Here is a 16,309-nt window from a genome sequence, read left to right on the forward strand (position 1 = left end):
GCTTAACAATACTGATTGATTACGATGGATTCAGTAACTAGAGGTTATTCAGAGAACGTTCTAAACAACTAGCCCAGAGCAGGAAGCACACCCAGCGTAATTAACAGCTGAGCTAATACGATACCTGTGCCAGCGATACCCGTTATCACTAATGCGCCTTGGCCACCAGCTACTCGGTACTCTCCTGTAAAATCATCCGATTTACGAACCTTGATCACCATAACCAGAGGTAAAAAGATGGCTAAAATCGCTAATGCAATCGCTGCATAACCCAAAGCCATAATAAAGCCTTGAGGGTAAAAAAGTGCGAAGCCCAGCGGTGGGGTAAACGTCACGAGTGCCGCAACCAAGCGATTAGGCTTATCGTTGCTCCCTTTGATGGTATCACCCAAAAATTCGAATAGGCCCAAACTCACACCAAGAAATGACGTTAACAGTGCCAAATCAGCAAATACACCGACAATGTTGCCTAAGTTTGATTGGTGCACCGTCTGCGATAGTTGACCAATAAGCGCGCTCAACCCGCCGTTTTCAATAAGCGTACTTTGGCTAACCACACCCAATGTCACGATCTGCCAAAAGATGTAAATCACGAGCGGGATCGTCGAGCCAATAATAACGGCTTTGCGCAAAGAAGAAGTATCGCCATCTAAGTAATTCACAATTGCCGGAATGCTTCCGTGAAAACCAAACGAAGTAAAGATAACAGGAATCGCCGCTACAATAAGACCTTGCTCAATCGGCATACTCAATAAGTAAGATTCCGTAACGTTTGGAGCAAGAAAAGAAAGCACAGCAACCATCGCAACAAGTTTCATCGCGAACAACACTCGGTTAACTTTATCGACCGTACCTGTACCAACTGTCACAACTACAGTCACAATCAAGGTAAAGATTATCGTTGATGTAGGCCCTGAAATATCAAGGTCAAACCATTGTGCAAGGCGGTCTCCGAACTGAGCACCACCGCCAGCGATGTACGCTGCACACAATGAGTAGAACAGAAACAACATCGCAAAACTTGCCACCCACTTGCCTTTTTGGCCCAAGATCTGTTTCGCTAAAGTATGAAGAGTTGCACTACTTTCTGCATGCTGATGAAGCTCTAGCATGAGTAAGGCAGTGAAAGCCATCAGAGCCCATAAACTGAGCATGATGATGATTGAAGTTGAAAAACCAATGCCGGCAGAGGCAAGTGGAAGGGCTAGCATGCCAGCACCTATTGTAGTTCCCGCGATAATTAGAGTACTACCGAATACTTTAGAACGACTCATTGTATATTTATCTTTACACTTTATTAGGAATTATCGGTATTAAATCGGGTAACGGCGTACCGAAACCAATACCATATTTGTAATGCTGTCGATATTGTAGGATCTTCAGCAGAAGATCAAGCAAAGTGTAAGGATAAAAAACCACAAGTGTAAATAAAAACTTACACACCACTAATATCCAACAATAGCTGAGTACATTCTTCCCTACTCATGAACTTAGGGACAGGGTAATTCCAGTGCGCCTCTTTCAGAATTAAATCTACAAGCGCATCAGCATCTTCGCGCTTAATGAGTGCACTTTTCTGCTTAATATCAATGCTTGCAAACAAAGACTCCACGTGCGTCAAAAAGTGTTGAGCACTCGCCTCACCTGACTGCCCTTCGGCCGTCAACGCATCGAGTTTTCTTAGTTGAGGCTCTATCTCTGATAATGAAAAGCGAAGCACAGGTAACAAGGCTAATCCGTTTGCCATGCCATGAGGTATTCCATATTTCGCACCGAATGTGTGAGCAAACGCATGAACATAACCCAAACTCGCTTTCGTAAATGCTAAACCTGCGTAATAGGATGCCATGGCCATTTTATGTCGAGCTTCAACATCATCCCCTTGTGCTACGACCCGAGGAAGATGCTTAAAAATTAACTTAACGGCGGCAACAGAATAAGCCCTAGTTTCTTGAGTAGCATTTCTCGACACATACGCCTCAATAGCGTGAGTTAATGCATCAACGCCAGTATCAGCCGTGATCTTAGGAGGTAAACCAATCATTAAGTTCGCATCTAAAGCTGCCATTAGTGGCACCAACTTTGGATCCATCAAAGGGGTTTTAATGTGTGAGGAGGGATCTGATACGACCGCGGCGATGGTGACCTCACTTCCTGTTCCTGCGGTCGTTGGAATAGCAAACAGAGGAGCTGGCATTCGCCATACTTTCAATAGTCCAGCTAACTTTTTTATTGGCCGTTTATTGGTAACTTTCGCAGCAATGACCTTTGCGCAGTCCACTGCCGAGCCACCACCCAAAGCTAATATGCCCTCACAATGAAAACGATGGTAAGCCTCTAGACCGCTTTCTACCTGATCATAGGTAGGATCGGGATGCACTTTCGAGAAAACATCTAACTGTAAATCGAGTTGTGCTGCCGCCTTGAGCACCTTATCGACAATACCGACTTGGACTAACCCTTCGTCGGTAACTAATAAGACGCGTTTAAATCCCAGTTCGGTCATCGATTCTAATAGCTCATTCATCGAACCGGGGCCAGAAAACAAGGTTGGTCTCGGCATAGGAAGGATAAGAGCTGCTATTTTTAGCCCTGCGGTGTAAGTCCGATATAAGCGATGCTTCAACATACGAAATCCTTTTCATTTAGAGCTATCATTCTAGCTACTTTTATCACCTATGCTTACTTTGCAATCACACATTTTTTAATTAAGTCATTTCATCAGCACATAAATGCTGCTGAGGGAGCAATACCGTTATCTTGATCTCCCCACACCACGTGAGCTGTAGAGAAAATTATTTTTTATGATTTGCCATTAGCGTTACCTTAATAACCCATCCCCCTTCAGCTTCGCCGATCATAAAGTGGTTATTGAAGATACCTTCTCGTTCATGCAAACTCAAAAATATGGATTCTGCTTAATCACATAGCTGTACGGTATATCAGTAATCTAATCCGAACATCACTTATAAAAATACAAATAAGAATGCGTTACATCATGATTTATTGTCGTTTTCAAATAAGTCAATAAAAGCAACAATAATCTTTCAAAACTAATACTTAGTTCAAATAACTGACTCTTAATCATGAGCTTCAGGTGATATTGTTATGCAACTAGGATTATTATCCGCCCCATAATTAAAACTACGTCTAAACGCCCACCTTTTTGGGGTCTATTCGCTGTCGTACCCAATTTTCCTATCACCTTCTGATTTGGGTTTCGCGTGGGCTAATTAGCAATGTCGGTATAAACCATGAATCATTCTTGCCATTCCCATACGGACACGGGCTTTGAAGTCGATCTAAAACAAGCACTTATCTGGGTTGCTCGAGCACTCGATTATGTCGGTGTTGACGATACTCACCACAGCCATCGTGTCGCTTATATCGCTTACCAATGTGCTCGCGTCATGGGTTGGGAGCCAGAAAAAGCGGAGTTTTGTTACTTCGCAGGTATGATCCACGACTGTGGAGTCTCCGAAACACAAGAACATAAAATGTTACTTGAAGAGCTCGTGCCACAAGACGTGAAAACACACTGCTTAAGAGGGTACCGAAGCCTCAAGCAGTGTCGTTTGTTGCGCCAATTTGCGACACCCGTTCTTTACCACCATACACATTGGAGCGAACTAAAAGAGCTCGATTTACCGACTTTTGAAAAAGAGGTGGCCGCCCTGCTCTACTTATCGGACCGCCTTGATTTTATGCGCTCAAAATACGTCATGAACTGCCACTGTGACATTGTCACGCTTCATGAAGAATTGATTGCTGAGTGCATCATGGCAAACGTTGGAACTTTGTTTAATCCAAGCATGGCCGAAGCAATGGTTAAACTCGTCATGACCGACGCGTTTTGGTTCGCGATGGAGTCGGAAAATATTGAAACTATAGGCCTAAATTTTAAAAGCATTGATTGGCTTCAAAAACAATTAACCATCCAAGATATGAACAGTTTGGGAATGTTTATCGCTCAAATTGTCGATGCAAAGAGCCCGTTCACTTATCAACATTCACAAAAAGTAGCGAAATTATCTCGTTATCTAGCAATTAAGCTTGGGCTAAACGAGCACGACCAAGAAATGTTATATATTGCAGGGCTGGTGCATGATATTGGAAAGTTAAAAACACCAGATGAAATCCTTCACAAAGAAGGCTCTCTGAACAAACAAGAGTACACACGCATTAAACGCCATACCATTGATACTCAGCTCGCATTGCACAAGGTCTTTCCTAACGCGAAAATAGCGGAATGGGCTTCCAATCATCATGAACGTTTAGACGGGTCGGGCTATCCCTATCACAAAACAGGCGACGAGCTCGATGTTCCATCGCGTATCATTGCTGTCGCGGATGTCTTCCAAGCCCTGTCTCAAGATCGCCCCTATCGAGGACGAATGACTCAAACACAGATCGCCGACATTATGGGTGAGCAAATAGCCAAAGAGGAGCTTTGCTCTGACGTTTATGCGGTATTAGAACGACACATGACAGAGTGTTACGAACTCTCAACCGACGTTTAATCAAAACAGGGGCGAACACACGCCCCCTTTTTTAGGATGATAAAACTAGGCAGATAAATAGCTACCTAGCAATATCAAGTAAATTATCTCGCACACCATTGATTCTGAACCAACCAGCGATACTAAAACGCTCGGCATTAGTTGGTAACACCTCATGTGGGAACTGCTCTGATAAGAATACGAACAAACGCCCTGAGCGTGGGGGAATGGTTGCAATTTTAGTGTCATTCAAATCGTATACTACTAATTCACCCGCGTCTTCTTCCGTCCAGGATTCGTTCATATAAAAAACGGTCGTCAATCGACGGTTTTCGTTACCTTTGAAACAATCTAAATGTTTTTGGTAGAAGTCCCCTTTCTCGTACTTGGCAAAATGAGCTTCGTACTCAAAAAGTCCAAGAAACAAGTGACGGTTCACTTCTTGGCGGATCTCTTCCATTTTATCCAAGTAAGAAGCAACAGCATGCCCCATATTTGGCGATAACCATTGAATCTTGTCACTTCGAATAGATTCAATACGAGTCACATCATCGTTACGACCAATACGTGCTTTTTTCCAATTGCTTGGAATGCAATCTCGCAGTTGAGCCACCTCTTGTTCAGAAAGAAAATCATCCCAGATGTAGTAGCCATTGGTTGCTAACGCATCGATCATTTTATTCATTATTTTCGTTCACTCGTGTTAGTTGGGCGCTCTATATAAAAAATCTGCGACACAACAACAAATGCGATTTTTTATCGAGACGACAATGAAGCAAAACGAGAATTAAAATAGACGATACAAGATACAAAAATGCCGCTCATGTGAGCGGCAATGTCGTTTGTTATTGACGAGCTTCTAATCTCGTTGCTCGAATTCGCAACGGACGAAGACGCTTAATGCTAGGACGCTGTTTGTTTTTTAGCTGGATATGACAAAGTTCCAGAATCAAACCAAATGCCATCGCAAAGTACACATAACCTTTATTGATATGAATTGCGAAGCCTTCTGCCATCAATAAGCCACCCAATAAAACCAGGAACAGCAATGCCAACGTTTTAAAGCCGGGATAGCGCGTCACCAGATTATTGATTTTTTCAGCAGTCATTACCATCACGATTGCAGACGAGACAATCGCCGCGACCATAAGCGGGACATCACTTGTCAAACCGACGGCGGTTATCACCGAGTCCATTGAGAATACCGCATCCACAGCAACAATCTGCAGCAGCACTACCGCTAATCCAGTACGAGCATGAGTCGAGTGGCCAGATTCATTGTGATTTAACCAGCTCCACAACTCTTTCAGGCTTTTTGCCAATAGGAATGCACCACCCGCGATCATGATCACGTCTCTTCCGGTAAACGCTTGGTTTACGACGGAAAACAGTGGTTGAGTCAACTGCATAATCCAAGAGATAGAAAAAACCAATGCAATACGAGCAATAACAGCAAGGCCGATACCAAGGTTTCTTGCCAGTTTACGTTGATGCAGTGGCAATCTTTCACATAGGACGGAGATAAAAACGACGTTATCAACGCCTAAGACAACTTCAAGCGCAAACAAAGTGGCAAAAATCGCCCAAGCCTCTGGTTGCATGAAAAGTTCTAACATGAGTACGCCTCCAGTGATGGGAAGACATACGGTGAAGGGTTCTGTCGACTAAAGGGGTCGTCCATTAATTATTTATACCTCTGTTACTTAAGGATCTTGAGTAAATCACCAAACAATCAACAACACAATGGCTATTTTTAATAGGTAATGACGGCTTTTCATTCGTACACAAACTATTCAGCCCTCGCACTAGAAAGATAAATAAAAGAGAAATTCTAAAATTGAAGAAAGAAAAACGCCAAAGACCTAACAAATCCAAGAGAGTTCTTTAATCGTACAAAGCTCAAATTATTTTTACGCAACACGTTAAATACATTGAGCTCAAAGCGAAAGATGCTCATTTACGAGATAAACAATAGTAAAAATTTGTTTCATCCTGATATACTGCCAAAAATCATAAGAAACCATGCTATTTATGGACTACATTGCTCTTTCACGCATTAGCCTAAAACATCTCACTGTATTGCATATGTTGTTAACCACTCACAGTGTTACGCTTGCCGCAGAGCGCCTGTGTGTAACACCTTCGAGCGTCAGTAAAACACTTGGGCAATTACGTGAAACGCTGAAAGATGACCTTTTCTATCGCGATGGTACTCGCTTGGTACCAACGGCATTTGCGCTGCACATTGGCCCCTCGATCCATGGCATACTCTCTAGCATGAATGGATTATTACATCAGGGCTCATTTAATCCAGCTTACTATCAGGGCAGTTTCTCATTAGCTATGCGCGAAAGTTCGTTTGAGCTTTTTGCGCCAGTTCTACAGCATTTATCTCAGCAACTCGGCAATCACGCACATTTGAATGTGCATGCAAAAGAGGAAATGAGTTTCGATGCGTTGGTAAGAGGCCAAGTGGACTTTTTGCTGCTTCCACACGATCTTAGTCAGCCGCCCACGCAAAACAAAGACTTGGTATGGCAAACCATTCTGAAAGACGAAATGGTTTGTTTAATGGGACCATCAAATCCACTCTCTAATCAGCCTTTGTCTATTGAAAGCTACCTCTGTGCAAGACACATTGGGATTCATGATAAAGATCTCTCACAACCTTATTTCGAGCAGAACCTCACACAAAGGCACTCGAAGCGAAACATGGCTATGCGTGTAGCGGATTTTGGTTCAGCTGCGGTGATGTGTCAGCACTCAGATTACTTGTTCACCTGTTCCAAACTTTGGGCAAGGGCGGCCATGCAAGCAAAAGGCTTGGTTGAACAATCCCTTCCATTCGATTATGGACAGGTAGCCTACAGCCTCGTTTGGAACAAAGCGAGCTTGAACGATCCGGCTTTAAAATGGCTACAAAAACAATTGCTCGATGCCTGTGCCATGCTAGACGCGTGCGATGCGTGAGTAAGATAACGAATCAAAACTGCATTACGTGAGTACAGTCGGCACTGCGATGGGGTTACTCACGTAACGTAAAAGTTCTGATTTTAAGCGTTCGATATCATGGCGAGAGCACGCATCCCAAGTTAGCGCCTCCCCCATGACTCCGTGATGTTGAAATGCATTTAAACGGATAAGCACCGATTCAGGCAAAGTACTCAAATAGCGCCCAATCGCTACGATTTCTATATCTAAATCACTTTTCCCTGGAATATGCAGTAACCGAACTTCATACAATTTTTCATGCTTTGCAAGATACTGAAGCGTTTTGAATACACGGTGATTATCACGCCCAGTTAGCCACTGGTGCGTCTCTGTCTGCCACGATTTCAAATCGATCATCGCACCGTCCAGAAAAGGAAGCACACGCTGCCAACCTGTCACTGATAAAGAGCCATTGCTGTCGATGAAACAAGAAAGGTGCTGTAGCTCAGGATCTTGCTTCATCCCTTTAAACAGCTCAATAATGAAAGGAAGTTGTAAGGTAGATTCCCCACCGGATACTGTAACACCACTGATGAAAAAGCGATGTTTGCGTATCAAATCGAGCATTGTTACCACAGAGTAGTCAGTAATTTTTGGATTAGATTGGTTCTGACATATCTCTATACAATGATCGCAGTGGGTGCACTCCTCTTTAAGCCAAACAACGTTGTTGTTTTCGTCGAACTTCAGTGCGTCTGCCGGGCACTCACTCACACAATCACCACAGTGATTACAATGGTTTATTGTATGAGGGTTATGACAGTTCAAACACTGATAGTTACAACCCTGTAGAAAGATGACTAGACGATTTCCTGGCCCATCAACACAAGAGAAAGGAAGGATACGAGTGACTTTTGCCAAAAGGCTTCCACTTCGTCTAGACATCTTGTTCTTTCCTAAACCGACCTTTACGCCTGCGTGTAGGTCGGTGTCATTTCATGACTCACCACACGTGGTGAGCGTTCTAAAATCCCAGTATTTCTTGCCGCCTCTGCTCCCAGAAACGTCGTATTGGTTCTCGAACCTTCTGCATCATATTTTGCGATATCAGAAAGTTTGACCATGTATCCCGTAACGCGAATCAAATCATTTGAGGCCACATTCGCGGTAAACTCACGATAACCAGCATTTAACGCCCCTTTGCACAAATTGAACATCGCTTCTGGGTTTGATTTCACCGTTTCATCAATCGTCAAAATATCGCTGATACCTGCACGATAATACTGGTGATGCTCAGCTGTTGCTTGTACATAAGTGACAGGGTCAGGCTCCGTGCCATAAGGAAGACGCACACCTGGCGTAACGCCAAGATCTAAGCTAATACCACCTTGAGCATGTAAGAGCGCTTTGCCATCCAAACCATATTTCACTGGGGTTGACTCCACTAGTTTCGCCAGTGTGGCTGAAACATCATGAGCAAAGGCATTCGCACGTTCATCTTTTCCGTACTGCCCCGTTTGGCCTTCTTTTTCGAACAAAAGATTCACCGCTTCTGCCATACCATAAATGCCATACATTGGTGCGAAACGGGACTCTTCAATCAACCCTTCTTGCGTCAAAAATCCTTGAAAGAAATTGGACTTTTCATGCAAGTGCGTACTTCTAGCGTCCATCAACTCAACCATTAATTGATGGTATAGAGGTAAAACACTGTTTAAGAAGTCGTTACAATCCGATGCTCGTTCTGCGACTCCTTTTAGGTTCATTCGCACCAGCGTGTTTGAACCACCAGCCAGTGGCAGTGAATTGTAGCAACTTACAATACCAAAACGTGAACCGCTGTAGGCTTTCGAGTGCACAGGGTAATTGGCAATATGAGGCTTACTACACTCGCAAATATTCTGCGTCGCTTGACGAAGTAAATCATCAGGCGTGACCGACTCGTCGTACATGAACGTAAGATTTGGCGCAATCTGCTTGAGCTCGGCGTCCACTTTTAAAATAGTGCGACAAATAATGTTGTCTGTCGGTCCGACATTCACGTGCATAAACGCATCTGGCAATGTGCGATCCAACATGATCCAAAAATGTTTTAACTTTTTGTAAATTTGATTCTCTGTTAGGTCGCCTATGTAAGGCAGCAAGACATCATCCAACTGACCTAAATACACCGGAATATTCGTTACCGATGGAACATGATGGTAAATGATGGTGAGCATATTCAGCGCATCATCGAAATCGTCAGCTGGAAGCAACTCTAGATACTCAGAGCCTTGCGATAGGAACTTAGCGTAATCAGGCAGCACATAGCGTGGTTTGAAAGGTGCATGGCCTTCAAACATATCACAGATTATTCCTTCATCCATTGCTTGTCTTAGCGATGGGGAAATCGACATGTAAGGAATACATGCTTCCGCCTCCAAGGCCAAAAAGTTCGACTTTTGTTTTGGAGAAAGACGAACATCAGTCGCAATGTCTAGAAAACGTTGTTGTAGTTCAGAAAGGCTTTTCATCTGAGATGTCCCTGAAAAAGTAACCACAAACCCACAAGATAAAACATGGATTCTACCCCTAAAGAGTAACGTGATTTTACTCCGGCTTACCTGTTGCCACTAATGAAAATAAACAAAACGTCTATTTCCATAATGGAAATAAGCTAACGCTAAATTAGGTTATTGCAACTTACGCAATTGAAATAATCCAACCATGCACCGAACACGCGCTTTCTCATCGATTGGCCGTCGACAACATGACGCCCGCGCTAATAAATACTCCGCCAGTCAGGCGATTGAACAACTTGGCTCTTCCAGCGACAAACAGCCAGCCTGAAGCTTTTACACCTAATAATGCATAAAATGTTAGCCAACTTAGCTCAAACACCACAAATGTAGATGCAAAAATCGCGTATTGAGCCAACAAAGGCGCAGAGGGATCAATGAACTGAGGAAACAAAGCGGTAAAAAAGACAATCGCTTTCGGGTTACTAGCGCCAACAATAAAACCACTGGTGAACGCGCTGAGCGCATTCGAGGAGCTTTGGACGGCTGCCGTTTTGTTAAAATCCGTTTGAGAAGAGCGCAGCGCTTGAATGCCTAACCAAATTAAATAAGCGGCACCACACCATTTGATGATATTGAAGACCAGCTCAGATGAGGCAATCACAACTCCTAACCCGGTAAAAGAAAGCGTTAGTATAATAGTGATCGCTGATAAACTGCCTAGCGCAGTCATGAGGGCAATACGAAACCCACTACTCACACCTTTACTTAAACACAGCAATGAGCTTGGTCCAGGCGATGCAGTAAGCACCAAAATGGCCAGGGTGTAAAAAATCCATGTATCAATTTGCATTGGCATCCCTTCCCGCAAAAAGTAGAGGGTTATACCTCAATCTTTATTGAGATATTCCTAACTCGGTTTCCATCCATGAAACTCGATTCTTTAATAACCACCTAGTCCCTACATAATTTAGAAACCATTAATAGATAGTTATGCAATAAAAATACGCTCTGCATGCAAGGTTGTAAAGCATGTTTATTTTTCTTAATCATAAAAAGGCTTGGGATCGATTTCTAACGATGACGGAGCGACTGCTCTTTCTATTTTGTGTAGGCTATTTTTCAAATCGACCATCGCCACATCGATATAACGCTGATATTTGCGTGAGTAAAAACACTTCACTTCTGGCTTTAAAGCTTGAGAGTCATTTGAGGACCAAACAATACCAACACGCCCATCACTCAACTCAACAATAGAGCCCACTGGGTACATCCCAACGCAATTAATGAACTTGTAGACTAGGTCTGCATCTAAATGAAATGGCGTTAAACTCAACAAGATTTTAAACGCTTCTGCTGAGCTCATGCCTTTTTTGTAGCAGCGATCGGCCGTCAACGCATCGTAAATATCAACAATACAACTCATGCGGCCGTGAATCGGAATCTCATCGCCCTTCAAGCCTCTAGGGTAGCCATTGCCATCTAACTTCTCATGATGCATCAAACAGACATCGCGACTCACATCACTAAGGCCCTTTACATGGAGAATAATCTCACCAGCGAACACTTGATGTAGCTTCATGTGTTCAAACTCTTCAGGTGTTAGCTTTGCTGGTTTATGCAAAATCTTGTCATCAACTTTAATTTTACCTACATCATGAATGATGCCACCAATAGCGAGCTGCTTTAATGTCTGCTTATCTAACCCCAAGTACTTACCAAATGACACTAAAAGGCAAGCCACATTGACGGAGTGTTCCAACAAGTAGGAGTCTTTTTTTCGGAGTGCAGAAACACATTGCAACGCATCTGAGTCGATAAAAACGCTTTCAATGACATCATCAGCCCAAGCTTCTACCTCATCAACTTCAATGATTTTGCCTTCAAAAGTTTGATTCAATAGTTTCTGCGCCAGATCTTTTGCTTCCGCAATTAGCTTTTTGGCTCGTTTATGTTGAACGTCTCTCGAGCGATAAGCGCGTTGAACCTTCGAAAAGTCAGAGGGCTTGGGCTCTCGCTCTTCTTCTACGGCAACAATGGATTCATCCACAGGCTTAAAGACACACTTCTGAGAAGATAATGTTTGATCTACCCAAACATACTTCACGCCGCTCGCGGTAAGCTTCTTAATGCCCTCTGGGCTAGATATCCGCCCTGCATTGGCTAAATTTACGCGCTTGTTGTGCTCTATCGCGGTAACAAACATACCAACGCCGACATCAGCGAGCGCAATTTTGATTGAATTTTTTGGATCGTACTGCATAAAAAGAAAGCTTACTCGATATTAACGGCAGTATTATAAGAGATTTGATTAATTGGCGTGATAATAAATTAGAATTGATTACTATTAATGAGCATCCTGTCAATTAATAACCCATCGCGATCACTAAGCCCTTTTTGTTATTATGGTCTTTAACCTAGCAAATATACGGATATGACACTCAAGAGCAGAACCTCTAACCGACACGTCTTAAAATAACTTGAGGATAATTATTCATAAATATTTATAGATTGCGGACAGCATCAATAACTGTATTTTATAAATGATTTTTACTGTTGACTATTTTTTATAAATGTCGATGATTAGCCGCCTAATCTTAGTATGTTATTAACCTAGTAGCGCATAAAATGATAGCCAAACAATTTGAACTGATACTTTTGTGATTGTAATGTACGCCAACAGATCAACTCTATGTTATCAAACCCCCACACTCATCTCTGATGCTAAAACGCTCGAGGAGGAAATATCTTGACCACCATATTTGACCAACAAGCCTCAGATAGTGACCGAGAGTTCCTGAAAATCGTTGAAGAACGATTCATTCATATCTTCGACGTATTTAACGAAGGCCTCTTCTACATGGATGAGTTTGGTACCATGGTATTTTACAACAAAGGCTTCTATGAACAGCTCGGTATTAACGCTGGCCGAATCAGTTTAGAGCAGTGGTTAGAACTTGTTCATCCTCTTGATCGAGAAAGGCTGTCCACAAGGGTCGATGCGCACATCACGACCAACAATACGAGGGTTACAACCACTTACCGAGTTCGTAAACCCAACGGACAATACGTCTGGATAGAAGGCGTAGCCATGACCAAAGAAACAGAACACGGCCATTACATGGTTGGCAGCCATCGCGATATTTCTGAGCGTAAGCTGATGGAAAGTTACATCCATCAAGTCGCATTTCATGACAACGCGTCAGGCATGGCTAACCGCGCCCATCTCTTGCTGGATATCGAAGACAGTGTACGTACCACCGATTCTTGCGCGTCTATTTGTTATATTCAGATCGAAGACATCAAATCTTACTTGAATCAATATGGCAGCGAACTGGTCGATGGATTAGTAGAGAAGTTGCTACAAACTCTCAGCCACTTGCCCTCTCCAAACAGCTCGGTGTATCGCGTGCATGATGATGACTTTGCGATTTTGATTCACGATGAGTGCTCAATAGAAGCGCTACAGAGTTACGCTGAAAGTTTAAAACAAACCTACCATGAAGCGGTGATTGAAGAAGGCCAATACCTAGGTAGCAACATTAGCATTGGTTTGTATCCTTGTATTGACCCTAGTCACTCCGCAGAGGAGATTTTACGTAAAGCGGCAAGAACTTGTCAGTACGCGAGCGAACAAAATAGAGACCGCGTCGCGGTCTACAGTGAGAAGACGCAGCATGCCGTTGATCGCTACTTCTTTATCGAGCAAGGTCTTAAAAGTGCGCTAGAAAAGCAGACATTAAGTGTTAAGTTTCAGCCAATTATTGACGCCAAAAGCTCAAAAGTGGTGAGCTTCGAATCGCTAGTTCGCTGGCGTAGCAAAGAGTTTGGCGAAATTTATCCCGACGAGTTTATCCCTGTAGCAGAGAACAAAGGATTGATCGTCGAACTGGGATATCAAGTATTTGCCAAAGCATGTGAATTCATCAAAAACTACCGCGAACGTTACCAAAACCAAGTTCGTGTTAACGTGAACGTTTCTGTACTTCAGTTGATGAACAGCGAATTCCCTACGCGAATTAAAGCCATGGCGGATGAAGCAGGCGTTGACCCCGAGTCCATTGTTTTGGAACTGACAGAAACGTTTATTTTGGATAATAATCAGACGGCTATTGCCCCCCTAAGCACGCTCAGGGAGTTAGGTTTTGCACTCTCGCTCGATGACTTTGGCTCTGGTTACAGTTCATTAAATAGCTTCTTCGACTTGCCGATGACACAAATCAAAATTGATAAGTCGATGGCATGGAAGACACTGACCAATCGCTCTTCTCAAGAGTATTTGAAGTTTCTTATCACTATGTGTCAGGAAAATAATATTGAAGTGGTGATAGAAGGCATCGAAGACGCAAAAATGTGTGACTTCTTTTCCGAGATGGGCGTCGATTATTTGCAAGGTTATTGGTTCTCTAAACCACTCTCTGTTGCCAGTGCCAGTCGCTATTCATTGAGCTAAACCGTTCTTCGGCGAAATAATCCCAGAATTAACGCTATTCCGCACGGCCACGTTAAGCATGCTGAACTACTCACAGTAAATTTCAGACACTAACTGGCCGTGACGAAAACAACCTTAGAGAGCCTTGATTAACGTAGGCGCTCAAAAACAACACTCTGATCTAAGTGTTCATGATATTGAGTGTAATCTAAGCCCATATCAAAGATATATTGAGTCACCAAGTTTCTAACGCACTCAATCAATTGGCTCGCTTGCCATGGCTTCTCAAAGTAGCGATCAATACCTGCGGAGTTAATCGCATTAATGGTATCCGTGTGCGTCGCCTGCCCCGTCAGAAGCACTTTACGTGTGCGAACAAAACGACTGTCTTGTGATACCTCTGTCAGTAGTTCCACTCCTGTTTTACCTGGCATGACATGATCGGAAATTATTAATGCGATCATCTCGCCTTCTGCATCAAGCTCATCCATCAGTTCTAGAACCTCACCTGCGGATTCGCAGTCTTCGATATTCAACCACTGATGTAACGGCTCTAAATCTTGTAGAACCGCGCTTAATACCTCTCGTTGGTCATCAACGCAAATTACATTAAGCTTCTCCATGTTCACCCTCTACTGGTAACTTGATTCTAAAAATTGTTTTTTCACTGTCGCTCTTTACCACAATAGAGCCGTTATATCCGGCGATAATGCGTTTCACAATCGACAGCCCTAATCCTAAACCAAACGACAACCCACCCTTTTTAGTGGTGAAGTTTGGCCGGAAAATTTTTCTGCGTGTCGCTTCATCGATTTCTGGTCCGTTGTTAGCAATCGTGACCAAAATTTTCCCCTTACTCTCTCGAGTATGTATTTCGATCCCCGGATCTTCGGTTTGACCAAGTGCATCACACGCATTCTTTAAAATATTGACCCAAACTTGGACGAGTTCGGTTTGAGAGCCGACAAAGTCCGGCAACTCCGCTGGGCTAAAACGTACGCTCACGCGTCTTAAGTCACTTTGCAATAGGGCCAGCGCTCGATTGATTGAGTCATTAATATTAAACGCTTCATCCAAGTCGATATCCGTACGCCCCAATTGTTTCACTGAACGTACAATGCCAACAGTATGTTTAGAGGCAATACGCAAATCATGAAGGTCTCGCCCCATTTGCCAGAAACGTATCGCTTCTTCGGGTCTTTTTAACCAATGCTCCGACAGGAAATTATTTGGAACGGCACGTGCGAGATCACGCGCGAGATCCTTAGGTAAGCCGTAATATTTTTCGAAGTGACGCCCCCGCTTTCTCGCTTCGCTGGAAGAGACTTTCTGTCCTTGCATCAAACCAAAATCAAAAAACTGACTCGCTTCCGGATGAACTTCTTCAAGCAATTCCATGATGACCGACTCGAGTCGCTCAGATTTACTGCTTACCACACCAATAGCATTGTTCAACTCATGAGCAATACCCGCGGCAAGCTGTCCTAACGTTGTCATTTGCTCTGCGGTATGCAGCTTTTGTAACGCTTTTTCTTTAGCCAAGGCCTCTTGCATTGCACGCCGTTGACGCCGAGATAACTCGTTCACCATCACAGGCATAAATTGTGTCGTCAATGGTCCGTATGTCGCCTCTTCCACCGCGGGCGTATCACGCTGTATCCAAGCCAGTTCAACATCAGTTTGAGCAATAACTGTCGAAGAGGCCGTCCATGTACCAGAAAAGAAACTATGTACGCCAATAAACGCACCTTGAGACGCAGAAAATACCTGAATTGGCTTCTTGTCGTCTTCCGCATAATAGCCAGCCAACTCTCCTGAAAGCACGTAGTACAACCGATCGTTGTAGCCAGCTTGCTCAATAAGCACCGATCCGGATAAAACCGTTAATCGGCGTTCAAGATGGTTAAAATAGCGTTGTACTAACGCATCTAGTTTCGTTTCGTACATGG

Annotated in this window: 13 protein-coding genes; 3 read left to right on the plus strand and 10 right to left on the minus strand. The window is 43.4% G+C overall.

What is annotated here, in order from left to right:
* Window positions 1-68 precede the first annotated feature (68 nt).
* Both CBX98_RS00960 and CBX98_RS00965 read right to left on the minus strand, forming a co-directional pair.
* Window positions 69-1,274 carry an aromatic amino acid transport family protein gene (locus tag CBX98_RS00960; protein WP_109168378.1) on the minus strand — a complete coding sequence of 402 codons (1,206 nt, stop codon included), beginning with the start codon at window positions 1,272-1,274 and terminating at the stop codon, window positions 69-71.
* 161 nt (window positions 1,275-1,435) lie between these two features.
* Entirely contained in the window at window positions 1,436-2,629 is a 1,194-nt protein-coding gene (locus tag CBX98_RS00965) for an iron-containing alcohol dehydrogenase (RefSeq protein ID WP_109168379.1), read from the minus strand.
* Window positions 2,630-3,254: 625 nt separating this feature from the next.
* Between CBX98_RS00965 and CBX98_RS00970 the strand changes: the two genes are divergently transcribed.
* On the plus strand, window positions 3,255-4,520 hold the full coding sequence (locus CBX98_RS00970; RefSeq protein ID WP_109168380.1) for an HD domain-containing protein: 1,266 nt from the start codon (window positions 3,255-3,257) through the stop codon (window positions 4,518-4,520).
* Between the two features lie 61 nt (window positions 4,521-4,581).
* Here CBX98_RS00970 and CBX98_RS00975 read toward each other — a convergent pair whose 3' ends face one another.
* Together CBX98_RS00975 and CBX98_RS00980 are read right to left on the minus strand one after the other, a co-directional pair.
* Window positions 4,582-5,184 carry a 2OG-Fe(II) oxygenase gene (locus CBX98_RS00975; protein ID WP_109168381.1) on the minus strand — a complete coding sequence of 201 codons (603 nt, stop codon included), beginning with the start codon at window positions 5,182-5,184 and terminating at the stop codon, window positions 4,582-4,584.
* Between the two features lie 160 nt (window positions 5,185-5,344).
* Window positions 5,345-6,115, minus strand: a complete 771-nt coding sequence (locus CBX98_RS00980; RefSeq protein ID WP_047008736.1) for a TerC family protein — start codon at window positions 6,113-6,115, stop codon at window positions 5,345-5,347.
* Window positions 6,116-6,530: 415 nt separating this feature from the next.
* Between CBX98_RS00980 and CBX98_RS00985 the strand changes: the two genes are divergently transcribed.
* Entirely contained in the window at window positions 6,531-7,469 is a 939-nt protein-coding gene (locus tag CBX98_RS00985; protein ID WP_041853038.1) for a LysR family transcriptional regulator, read from the plus strand.
* Window positions 7,470-7,493: 24 nt separating this feature from the next.
* On the opposite strand, the gene CBX98_RS00990 is transcribed toward CBX98_RS00985, so the two are convergent.
* From CBX98_RS00990 to CBX98_RS01005, 4 genes are all read right to left on the minus strand, one after another.
* Complete coding sequence (locus CBX98_RS00990; RefSeq protein ID WP_006741577.1) at window positions 7,494-8,375, minus strand: YjjW family glycine radical enzyme activase; 882 nt, start codon at window positions 8,373-8,375, stop codon at window positions 7,494-7,496.
* Window positions 8,376-8,398: 23 nt separating this feature from the next.
* On the minus strand, window positions 8,399-9,943 hold the full coding sequence (locus CBX98_RS00995) for a YjjI family glycine radical enzyme (RefSeq protein ID WP_109168382.1): 1,545 nt from the start codon (window positions 9,941-9,943) through the stop codon (window positions 8,399-8,401).
* Window positions 9,944-10,157: 214 nt separating this feature from the next.
* The gene (locus tag CBX98_RS01000) at window positions 10,158-10,781 is read right to left on the minus strand and encodes a LysE family transporter (RefSeq protein WP_109168383.1); all 624 of its coding nucleotides are present in this window, start codon (window positions 10,779-10,781) and stop codon (window positions 10,158-10,160) included.
* 192 nt (window positions 10,782-10,973) lie between these two features.
* Window positions 10,974-12,191, minus strand: coding sequence for an HD-GYP domain-containing protein (locus CBX98_RS01005; RefSeq protein ID WP_109168384.1), 1,218 nt, complete (start codon window positions 12,189-12,191; stop codon window positions 10,974-10,976).
* 486 nt (window positions 12,192-12,677) lie between these two features.
* Here CBX98_RS01005 and CBX98_RS01010 point away from each other — a divergent pair, with 486 nt between their 5' ends.
* The gene (locus CBX98_RS01010; RefSeq protein WP_006741581.1) at window positions 12,678-14,381 is read left to right on the plus strand and encodes an EAL domain-containing protein; all 1,704 of its coding nucleotides are present in this window, start codon (window positions 12,678-12,680) and stop codon (window positions 14,379-14,381) included.
* 128 nt (window positions 14,382-14,509) lie between these two features.
* On the opposite strand, the gene CBX98_RS01015 is transcribed toward CBX98_RS01010, so the two are convergent.
* Complete coding sequence (locus CBX98_RS01015; protein WP_047008729.1) at window positions 14,510-14,983, minus strand: response regulator; 474 nt, start codon at window positions 14,981-14,983, stop codon at window positions 14,510-14,512.
* Window positions 14,970-16,307 (minus strand): ATP-binding protein, encoded by a 1,338-nt coding sequence (locus tag CBX98_RS01020; RefSeq protein WP_005394159.1) that lies wholly within the window; start codon window positions 16,305-16,307, stop codon window positions 14,970-14,972. The genes CBX98_RS01015 and CBX98_RS01020 overlap by 14 nt, the downstream gene beginning before the upstream one ends.
* Window positions 16,308-16,309: the final 2 nt, after the last annotated feature.

The sequence above is a fragment of the Vibrio sp. T9 genome, from assembly GCF_003123985.1.
Lineage (GTDB): Bacteria > Pseudomonadota > Gammaproteobacteria > Enterobacterales > Vibrionaceae > Vibrio > Vibrio diabolicus.